This is a genomic window from Pseudomonas fluorescens (genome assembly GCF_002022275.1).
In the GTDB taxonomy this organism is placed as follows: Bacteria; Pseudomonadota; Gammaproteobacteria; order Pseudomonadales; family Pseudomonadaceae; genus Aquipseudomonas; species Aquipseudomonas fluorescens_AJ.
On record NZ_MSDF01000049.1, the window covers coordinates 1 to 10232 of the forward strand.

Annotated in this window: 8 protein-coding genes; 4 read left to right on the plus strand and 4 right to left on the minus strand. The window is 62.2% G+C overall.

Annotated features, from left to right (window positions below; translation table 11 throughout):
- The first annotated feature begins 308 nt into the window (after positions 1–308).
- The 3 genes from BFW87_RS24410 to BFW87_RS24420 all read left to right on the plus strand — a co-directional run bounded on the left by BFW87_RS24410 (position 309) and on the right by BFW87_RS24420 (position 4898).
- A complete protein-coding gene (locus BFW87_RS24410) occupies positions 309–743 on the plus strand; it encodes a MarR family winged helix-turn-helix transcriptional regulator (RefSeq protein ID WP_078742275.1) in 435 nt (144 codons plus the stop codon).
- Positions 744–885: 142 nt separating this feature from the next.
- Entirely contained in the window at positions 886–1377 is a 492-nt protein-coding gene (locus BFW87_RS24415; RefSeq protein ID WP_078742276.1) for a (2Fe-2S)-binding protein, read from the plus strand.
- The gene (locus BFW87_RS24420; protein ID WP_078742277.1) at positions 1374–4898 is read left to right on the plus strand and encodes a molybdopterin cofactor-binding domain-containing protein; all 3525 of its coding nucleotides are present in this window, start codon (positions 1374–1376) and stop codon (positions 4896–4898) included. The genes BFW87_RS24415 and BFW87_RS24420 overlap by 4 nt, the downstream gene beginning before the upstream one ends.
- A gap of 129 nt (positions 4899–5027) precedes the next feature.
- Here the strand turns inward: BFW87_RS24420 and BFW87_RS24425 are convergent, their stop codons facing one another.
- Entirely contained in the window at positions 5028–5675 is a 648-nt protein-coding gene (locus BFW87_RS24425; RefSeq protein ID WP_078742278.1) for a TetR family transcriptional regulator, read from the minus strand.
- 159 nt (positions 5676–5834) lie between these two features.
- Here BFW87_RS24425 and ggt point away from each other — a divergent pair, with 159 nt between their 5' ends.
- Positions 5835–7559 carry a gamma-glutamyltransferase gene (ggt, locus tag BFW87_RS24430; protein WP_078742279.1) on the plus strand — a complete coding sequence of 575 codons (1725 nt, stop codon included), beginning with the start codon at positions 5835–5837 and terminating at the stop codon, positions 7557–7559.
- Here ggt and BFW87_RS24435 read toward each other — a convergent pair.
- From BFW87_RS24435 to pnuC, 3 genes are read right to left on the minus strand one after another with little or no spacing between them, the layout of a single operon-like run.
- Entirely contained in the window at positions 7553–8683 is a 1131-nt protein-coding gene (locus tag BFW87_RS24435; protein WP_078742280.1) for an FAD-dependent oxidoreductase, read from the minus strand. The genes ggt and BFW87_RS24435 overlap by 7 nt on opposite strands.
- The gene (locus tag BFW87_RS24440; RefSeq protein ID WP_078742281.1) at positions 8680–9213 is read right to left on the minus strand and encodes an AAA family ATPase; all 534 of its coding nucleotides are present in this window, start codon (positions 9211–9213) and stop codon (positions 8680–8682) included. The genes BFW87_RS24435 and BFW87_RS24440 overlap by 4 nt, the downstream gene beginning before the upstream one ends.
- Positions 9210–9773: a nicotinamide riboside transporter PnuC gene (pnuC, locus tag BFW87_RS24445; protein WP_078742282.1), complete on the minus strand. Its 564-nt coding sequence runs from the start codon at positions 9771–9773 to the stop codon at positions 9210–9212. The genes BFW87_RS24440 and pnuC overlap by 4 nt, the downstream gene beginning before the upstream one ends.
- Positions 9774–10232: the final 459 nt, after the last annotated feature.

Sequence of the window (10232 nt, forward strand, 5' to 3'; positions counted from 1 at the left end):
GGGGTCAGATGTGTATAAGAGACAGGCCAGGGATGGCCCATCGCGGCGGCCCACGGATTCAAGCCGGAGTGAGGGCACACCGAGCCTAGGCGAGGTGCCGAGTGTTGGGGCAAGAGCCCTTTGGTTACTTTGGGGCTCTTTTCCAAAGTGACCCGCCGTAAGGGCGGAACCCATTCCAGCCGTTACCCAAATAACGGATATGTACCCAGCCCCCACACCACTAACCCTGTTTCTTCAGCGAGAAGCTTGAGTCCACCCTATAAGCCCGCCATCATGCCCCCCATCGCCCACCACCCACCGAGCGCGCCGTGCCTGATTCCTACGTTTTCTCTGAACAAGTTGGCCACCTGCTGCGCAAGGCCTACCAGCGCCACCTGGCGATTTTTCAGCAGAATGTCGGCGATTCCCAGCTCACCGCCGTGCAGTTCGTCACCCTGTGTGCACTGCGCGATCATGGTGCAAGTTCCCTGACCGAGCTGGTCAAGGCCACCGCCGTCGACCAGGCGACCATTCGCGGGATTGTCGAGCGGCTCAAGGCCAAGGAGCTGATTACCCTGGAGCCGGACCCGCAAGACAAACGCAAAGTCGTGGTGGACCTGTCTGCCGCCGGTGCCGAGCTGGTCAGCCAGACCGCGCCCCGGGCTGCGCAGATCAGCGAGCTGACCCTGAGCAATCTCAACCCCGCAGAACGCGTGGCGATCCTGTTTCTGCTGCGCAAGATGATCGACGATCCGCAGGAATAATCGGCGCTGGCATCGTTTTTGCTCTGAGTTGATGTAGTAAGCACTTCACGTGTCAAGTGTGTCGCGAGGCCCCAGGTGTGCGACGCTTTTTTTTGACTGTTTCGTGTAGTGACTACTTCACCAATTGGCACAGGCGAAGCAAATGATCAGCCCGAATATCACCGTCACACTTGAGGTCAACGGCGAAAAAAGCGACGTCAGCGCCATGGCGGACACGCCGCTGTTACTGGTGCTGCGCAATGACCTGGCACTCAACGGCCCCAAGTACGGCTGCGGCCTCGGCGAGTGCGGCGCGTGCACGGTGATCATCGACGGCATGGCCGCGCGTTCCTGTGTGTTTCCGCTGTCGGGCGCGGTGGGGCGCGAGATCGTCACCCTCGAAGGCCTGGGCACACGCCAGGCGCCGCACCCGGTGCAGCAAGCCTTTATTGATGAGCAGGCCGCGCAATGCGGCTACTGCCTCAACGGCATGATCATGACGACCAAGGCCTTGCTCGACCGCAACCCCGACCCCAGCGAAGCCGAGATCCGCAACGAGCTGTCGGGCAACCTCTGCCGCTGCGGCACCCATATCGAAATCCTGCGCGCCGTGCTGCGTGCCGCCCGCCTGATGACTGTGGATAGACGACCATGACCGATACGACCCTTTCCCGTGACCAATGGCTGGCCAAGGCTGGCGTCCTGCTGATCGTCGATGATGTGCTGCCACCTTCGGGGCCGGTGGCCAAGGGCGGCACGCCGACCGTCAAGCCCAAGGAACTCGGGTTGTTTATCGCGGTGAATGACGATGGCCTGGTGTATGCGTTTAACGGCCACGTTGATCTGGGCACCGGCATTCGCACATCGCTGGCGCAAATCGTCGCCGAAGAGTTGGACCTGAGCCTGGAGCAGGTAAAGATGGTGCTCGGCGATACCGAGCGCGCGCCCAATCAAGGCGCGACTATCGCCAGCGCGACCTTGCAGATTTCCGCGATCCCGTTGCGCAACGCCGCCGCCGAAGCCCGGCGTTTCCTGCTGGCGCGCGCGGCGGGGCGCTGGGGCGTCAGCACGGCCAGCCTTAACGTCGAGGCCGGTGTCATCCGGGCTGCAGACGGGCGGACCACCACCTACGGTGAGCTGGTCAGCGGCCAGCACGACCAGTTGCGTATCAGCGGTGATGCGCCGTTGAAGGCCATCGAGGATTACCGCTTGGTGGGCAAGGGCGCCGCGCGCGTGGACATCCCCGGCAAGGCCACTGGCGAGCTGACCTACATCCACGACATGCGCGTGCCAGGCATGCTCCACGGCCGGGTGGTGCGCCCACCCTACGCCGGGCTCGATTGCGGGGAGTTTGTCGGCAATAGCCTGCTGCGCGTGGATGAGTCGTCTATCGCGCATATCCCCGGCATCGTCGCCGTGGTGGTGATCCGTGATTTTGTCGGTGTGGTGGCACTGCGCGAGGAACAGGCGATCAAGGCCGCCCATGAATTGCAGGTGCACTGGAAGCCGTGGAACAACGCGTTGCCGGACATGAGCGACGTGGAGCAGGCCATTCGCGACAACCCTCGAGTACGGCGTACGGTGCTCGATCAAGGCCATGTCGATGACGCCTTGGCAGGCGCCAGCCAGCGCATGCCGCGCAGTTATTTGTGGCCGTATCAGATGCATGGGTCAATCGGCCCTTCCTGCGGCGTGGCGGATTATTCGCCGGCGGGCAGTCGCGTGTGGTCCGGCAGCCAGAACCCGCACCTGTTGCGCGCCGATCTTGCATGGCTGCTGGAGTGCGACGAGGCGCTGATCGACGTGATCCGCATGGAAGCGGCGGGCTGTTATGGGCGTAACTGCGCGGATGACGTCTGCGCCGATGCCTTGCTGTTATCCCGTGCGGTCGGCAAGCCGGTGCGCGTGCAGTTGACCCGCGAACAGGAACATCTGTGGGAGCCGAAGGGCACGGCTCAATTGATGGATGTGGACGGCGGGCTGAACGCTGACGGTAGCATCGCCGCCTACGACTTTGAAACCAGCTACCCGTCCAATGGTGCGCCAACCCTGGCGCTGTTGCTGACCGGCCGGGTGGAGCCGGTAGCGGCCATGTTTGAAATGGGCGACCGCACGTCGATCCCGCCCTACGACATCGACAACATGCGCGTGACCATCAACGACATGGCGCCCATCGTGCGCGCCTCGTGGATGCGCGGCGTGTCGGCGTTGCCCAACACCTTTGCCCACGAATCCTATATAGACGAACTGGCGTTTGCCGCCGGCGTCGACCCGGTTGAATACCGCCTGCGCTACCTCAAGGACGAGCGCGCCATCGACCTGGTCAAATCCACCGCCGAGCGCGCCAACTGGGCGCCGCGCACGGCGCCGATGCAAACCGCCAATGAAGATCACCTGTTGCGTGGCCGAGGCTTTGCCTACGCGCGCTACATCCACAGCAAGTTCCCCGGCTTCGGCGCCGCGTGGGCAGCCTGGGTGGCGGATGTGGCGATCGACAAGCACACCGGCGATGTGTCGGTGACGCGGGTGGTGATCGGCCATGATTCGGGGATGATGATCAACCCGGCGGGCGTGCAGCATCAGATTCACGGCAATGTGATCCAGTCCACCAGCCGCGTGCTGAAGGAGCGGGTGACCTTTGAAGAGTCGACGGTGGCGAGCAAGGAGTGGGGCGGTTACCCGATCCTGACCTTTCCCGAAGTGCCAAAAATCGATGTGCTGATGATGCCGCGCCAGGACCAGCCGCCCATGGGCGCGGGTGAGTCCGCGTCGGTGCCGAGTGCGGCGGCGATTGCCAATGCGATCTACGACGCCACCGGGATTCGTTTTCGCGAGCTGCCGATCACGCCCGAGCGGGTGCTGGCGGCGCTGAATGCCGGAACCTTGGGCGAGCCGGCCAAGTCGCCTGAGAAACGCAAAAAATGGTGGTTCGGCGCCTTGTTCGCCACCTTGGGCGCGCTGATGGCGACGGCCTGGCCGTTCCACAGCGAAATCGCACCGATTGCTCCGCCCAGTGCCGGTACCTGGTCCAAAGCGACCCTGGAGCGCGGGCGTTTGCTGGCGGCCGTCGGCGATTGCGCGGTGTGCCATACGGCGCCGGGTGGCGCGACCAACGCCGGTGGGCTGGCGATGCAAACGCCATTCGGCACGCTGTATAGCAGCAACATCACCCCGGACGAGAAGACGGGGATTGGCGCCTGGTCGTACCCGGCGTTCGAACGGGCGATGCGCGACGGTATTGGCCGCGACGGGCGCAACCTGTACCCGGCATTTCCCTATACGGCGTTTCGCAATATCAATGATGCGGACATGCAGGCGCTGTATGCCTACCTGATGAGCCAGACGCCGGTCAGCCAGGCGCCGACGCCGAATGCCATGCGCTTTCCGTTCAATATCCGGCCGTTGATGGCGGGGTGGAATGCGCTGAATTTAAGGCGCGGCGAGATCACTGTGCAGCCTGCGCGCAGTGAGCAGTGGAACCGTGGCAATTATCTGGTCAATGGCCTGGGGCACTGCGCGGCGTGCCATTCGCCGCGAGACCTGATGGGCGCGGAGAAGGGCGGCAAGGCGTTCCTCGCCGGTGGCATGGTCGATGGTTGGGAGGCGCCGGCGTTGACGGGTTTGTCCAAGGCGCCGACGCCATGGACCGAAGATCAGTTGTTCACCTATTTGAGTACGGGCTACTCGGACGCCCATGGCGTGGCCGCAGGCCCAATGGGGCCGGTGGTGAGTGAGTTGTCGAAGTTGCCGGCGACCGATATCCGCGCGATGGCGGTGTATTTGGCTTCACTGAATGGAGAAGCGACGGCCGAGGTGCAAACCGTGCCGGTGACGCTGCCAAATCCCAATGGCCGACGTGTCTTTGAGGGTTCGTGCAAGGCCTGTCACGCCGATGGTCTGGGGCCGAAACTGTTTGGGGTCAGCCCGTCACTGGCGACCAATACCAATGTGCACAGTGATCAGCCGGATAATTTGATCAAGGTGATTCTGCAGGGTATCAGCACGCCGGCGACCAAGGATCTTGGCTACATGCCGGGGTTCAAGGACAGCTTGTCGAACAGCCAGGTGGCGGATCTGGTGGCGTACTTGCGCGTGCAGTTTGCGTTGAATGCGCCGGTGTGGAAGGGCTTGGAGCAGAAGGTGGCGCACTTGCGTGCCAACCCCGGTACCCACTGATATTTCAAGCCCTATGAAAATCAACTGTGGGAGCTGGCTTGCCTGCGATAGCGGAGTGTCAGTCACTGGAAATGTTGACTGGAAAACCGCTATCGCAGGCAAGCCAGCTCCCACAGTTTGATTCGGTTTCTACTGGGGGGTTGGTGATACGCCGCGCAGCACCAAATCGCTGATAAACCCCAGCCAATCCTGCTGCTGCCCCTTGCTCGACAGGTCTTCACCCAAAAACGAACTAAGCGTATGGCGGTTGGAGTTATAGAAGTAGCACAGCGAGGCAATCATCAAATACACGTGCTTGAGGTCCACATCCTGGCGAAACACGCCTTGGGCCTGGCCCGCCTCGATGATCGGCCGCAGCACGCCGACCGCTTCGCCTGACAACCGGCGCATTTCACCGGACTGCTGGGCATGCTTGCCCTGGTGCAGGTTCTCGATGCTCAGGATCGCCACGAATTCCGGGTGCTTGACGTAGTAATGCCAGATAAACGCCACCAGATCGCCCAAGGCCTGCACCGGCGCTGACAGGTCGAGCTTGAGCTTGCTTTCGGCTTTGTTGAACTGCTCGTAGATGTGCTCCAGCACACAGACGAACAGGTGTTCCTTGCTGCCGAAATAGTAATAAAGCATGCGGTCGTTGGAGTCGGCTTCCTTGGAGATGGTGTCGACACGGCCCCCGGAATAACCGTCGCGGGTGAACACCTTGACCGCCGCCTGCAGGATGCGCGCACGCGTCTGGTCCGCCTGTTGGGCACGAATTCCGGTCTTCTTGATCACCATGGGGAGCGCCTCTCACGACAGTCAGGGCGCGAAATATAGCATGGGGTTTTTCGCGTCCGTTCTGTGACCGACAAGTTCTGTAATAAAAACGCCATTGCGCTGGGGATTGGATCCGGGAAGGGCTATTTTGGTGCGTCCCAATAACTAGAGTAGCCATGGATGAAATACCAAACCTTCAGCCTTACCTTGATTGCCACTGCGCTGGTGTTGACGGTCAGCGGTGTGCAAGCCGCGTCACAGGCCCCTGTAGCCGGTGAAAACGGCATGGTGGTGACCGCCCAGCATTTGGCCACTCATGTGGGTGTGGATGTACTCAAGGCCGGCGGCAACGCGGTCGATGCGGCCGTGGCCGTGGGCTATGCGCTGGCGGTGGTGTACCCGGCGGCGGGTAACCTGGGCGGCGGCGGTTTCATGACCGTACAGCTCGCGGACGGGCGCAAGACCTTCCTCGACTTCCGTGAAAAAGCCCCACTGGCGGCCACCGCCAACATGTACCTCGATAAAGACGGCAACGTGGTGGAAGGCCTGAGTGCCAAAGGCCACCTGGCGGTCGGCGTGCCCGGCACCGTCTCCGGCATGGAAACCGCCCTGAGCAAATACGGCACCCTCAAGCGCGCCCAGGTGATTGCCCCGGCGATCAAGCTGGCGGAAAACGGTTTTGAGCTGGAGCAGGGTGATATCGACCTGCTGCACACCGCCACTGGCGAGTTTGAAAAAGACAAAGACCTGCGCGGCATCTTCCTGCACAACGGCCAACCGATGCAGGTCGGCCAGAAGCTGGTGCAGAAAGACCTGGCCAAGACCCTCAAGGAAATCTCCGCGAAGGGTACCGACGGCTTCTATAAAGGTTGGGTTGCCAAGGCTCTGGTCGATTCCAGCCAGGCGGGCAAAGGCATCATCACCCAAGCGGATCTGGACAAGTACAAGACCCGCGAACTGGCGCCCATCGAGTGTGATTACCGTGGCTACCACGTAGTCTCTGCACCGCCACCAAGCTCCGGTGGCGTAGTCATCTGCCAGATCATGAACATCCTTGAAGGCTACCCGATGGCCGATCTGGGCTATCACTCGGCCCAAGGCTTGCACTACCAGATCGAAGCCATGCGCCACGCCTACGTGGACCGCAACAGCTACCTCGGCGACCCGGATTTTGTGAAGAACCCGATTGCCCACCTGCTGGACAAGGACTACGCCGCCAAACTGCGCGCCGCCATCGAACCGCAGAAAGCCGGTGATTCCCAGGCGATCAAACCGGGCGTGTCGCCCCATGAAGGCAACAACACCACGCACTATTCGATCGTCGACAAGTGGGGCAACGCGGTCTCGGTCACCTACACCCTCAACGACTGGTTCGGCGCGGGCGTGATGGCGAGCAAGACCGGGGTGATCCTCAACGATGAAATGGATGACTTCACCGTCAAGGTCGGCGTGCCGAACATGTACGGGCTGGTGCAGGGCGAAGCCAACGCCATCGCCCCGGGCAAGGCGCCGTTGTCGTCGATGAGCCCGACCATCGTGACCAAGGACGGCAAGGCCGTGATGGTCGTGGGTACGCCGGGCGGCAGTCGCATCATCACCGCCACCTTGCTGACCATCCTGAATGTCATCGACTACAAGATGAACATCCAGGAAGCCGTGGACGCGCCACGTTTCCACCAGCAGTGGATGCCTGAAACCACCAACCTTGAACGCTTTGCGGTCAGCCCCGACACCCAGAAGATTCTGGAAAGCTGGGGCCACAAGTTTGCCGGCCCACAGGATGCCAACCACTTGGCGGCGATTCTGGTGGGCGCACCGTCTCTGGGCGGCAATCCGGTGGGCAACAACCGTTTCTACGGTGCGAATGATCCGCGTCGCAACACGGGCTTGTCTTTGGGTTATTGAGGCATGAGGTGCTGATGCAGGTGGGCCAGGGACAGCGCCAGGCTGTCATGGGATAGCTGGGTGGCAGCGCCTTCTGCGCTGCCCTGGGCCGCCGGTATCACCCGTTCGAACATGTGGTTTTCATAAGCCTGCACGGCTTTCGAGCCGTCAGGTATCGCCAGCAGATGCTGCGCCAGTTCGGCCGCATCGAGCATCGCCGCATTCACCCCTTCGCCGCCAAACGGCGACATCAGGTGCGCCGCATCTCCGATCAACGTTAACCCCGGGCGGTGCGCCCAGCGATGGCCGACGGGCAGCGCGTAGATCGGCCTGGCCAGCATGGTCGGCTTGGCGGCATCAAACAGCGCAAGCACGTCCGGGTGCCAGCCTTCGAAGTGTTGTTTCAGTGAGGCGGCATTGGCCAAGTCGATGCGGTTCGCTGCCCAGTCCGTCGGCACGCGGAAAATTGCATAACCGCGCAGGTGGGCATTGGCGTTGCGTTGCACGATGATGGATTTGGCTTCACCGGCGACTTGCAGCGTGCCGCGACCCACCAGACGGGCCACCGCTGGGTGCAGGCGGTCGGCATCGTCGATGTTGAATTCGATAAAGGTCAGCCCGCTGTACTGCGGCTGGTACGTCGAGAGCAACGGACGGATTTTCGACCAGGCGCCATCGGCACCGACCACCAGGTCAAACGGACCGTAGCTGAGTTCGCCTTGATGCAGCGTCCAGCGTTGGTCATCGGTCTGGCTGACGTGCTGGAGGCTGACGTCCCAATTCACGCAACCCTCGGGCAGTGAATCCAGCAAAATCTGGCGCAGGTGTGTGCGATCGACTTCAGGGCGGTCTCCCGCCTGCGGATTCGGGTCTTCAAACAGCAGACGGCCGTGCTGATCCATCAGTCGCGAGCCTTGGTCTTCATAGCGGGCGATGCGTTTGAAGGCGTCTTCCAGGCCCGCCTGCTGCAAGGCAAGTTGGCCCGATTCGACGTGCAAATCCAGGGTGCCGCCTTGGGGGCGTTCCAGCGGCCCGCGTTCGCGCTCAAACACACTGACGGCCACGCCGTGGTGGTGAAGGATTCGCGCCAGGGTCAAGCCGCCAGGGCCGGCGCCGACGATGGCGATACGCAGTGGAGTGGTCATGAAGTGGCCTCGATGAGGAGTCGTTCAACGGCGTTGAACGCAATGGCGCGACGCTCTGCCCAACTGCCGCGTATCACCAGGGCAGGTTGCTGATGCCTTTCGATCCAGCCCAGGCTGCCCTGGAAAAACGCCCGGCGATCCGCCAGGTCCGGCTGGCAGCGCTGGCCGTCGGCGGTCCATTCCACGTCTTCGGGGGACAGCAGCAGGTGCAGGTCGTAATGGCGTGCGAGCAGTTCGCTGTCGAGCCAGGCCGGGCAGTCGCCGAACAGGGTTTGGCTCCACAGTTTGTTGGTCAGTAAATGCGTGTCGAGGATCAGCAGCGCAGGGCGCTCGGCGCGGGCCGCGTCTTCCCAGGCCAGTTGGCCACGGGCGATGTCCGGGATGTCCGCCAGGGTGGTGTCGCGCTGATGATGGTCGATGAAATAGCGCACGTATTCGCCGACCATGATGCCGCCAAAGTGCGCTTGCAGTTCTGCCGCCAGCCAGCTTTTGCCGCTGGATTCGGGCCCAGCCAGTACCACTACCTTCATGCGTGCAGCGCCGGATCGGCGCGCCATTCACGCCAGCCTTGCACGGCGATCACGGTGAACAGGGCATACAGCGCGGCGGTGAGGTACAGACCTTTGTAGAGAAACAGGCCGACGAAGATGACGTCCACCGCGATCCACAACGGCCAGCATTGCACACGTTTTTGCGCCATCCACATTTGTGCAACCAGGCTGAAACCGGTGAGGGCGGCGTCGAGCCAGGGTTGGGCGGCGTCGGTCCAATGGGCCATGGCGGCGCCGAGCAGCAGGCTGAACACGGCGCCGATCGCCAGGCTGAACATGATTGCCGGAACGCCGAGGCTGGTCACTTGACGGCCTTGTTTGACGTCGCCGGCGCGGGTCCATTGCCACCAGCCGTAGAGTTGCAGGGCGGCGTAGACCACTTGCAGGAGCATGTCGGAATAGAGTTTTACGTCGAAGAATACCCAGGTGTAGAGCAGCACCATTACCAGGCCGATGGGCCAGCACCAGGGGTTCTGTTTGACCGTGAGCCAGACGGCGATCACCCCCAGGGCGGCGGCGAACAGTTCAAGCCCGGACATGGCAGTTCCTTGGAGGAGTCGAAGAGGGCGGTGATTGTAACCAGAGGTGGGGGGGCTTCGCACTGTCTCGGGTGGGTGTATATCCGTTATTTGGGTGATGGCCGCTTATGGTTCCGCCCTTACGGCGGGTCACTTTGGAAAAGAGCCCCAAAGTAACCAAAGGGCTCTTGCCCCACCACTCGGCACCTCGCCTAGGCTCGGTGTGCCCTCACTCCGGCTTGAATCCGTGGGCCGCCGCGATGGGCCATCCTTGGCCCAGCGCGGCTAACCCGGCGTCCTGCCGGGTTACCCACGGATTCAAGCCTGCGTTCGGCCAGCGTGGTTAACGGGGCGCCTCAGATCAAGATCAAAATCTAAAGCACGGCGGCCTGAGAGCCGACCTGAGTGGTTGGATCAAAAGCGCTGTTTTTGCTAGAGCAGACCGCGTTCCCCCAGACAAAATGGAGATCCAAATGTGGG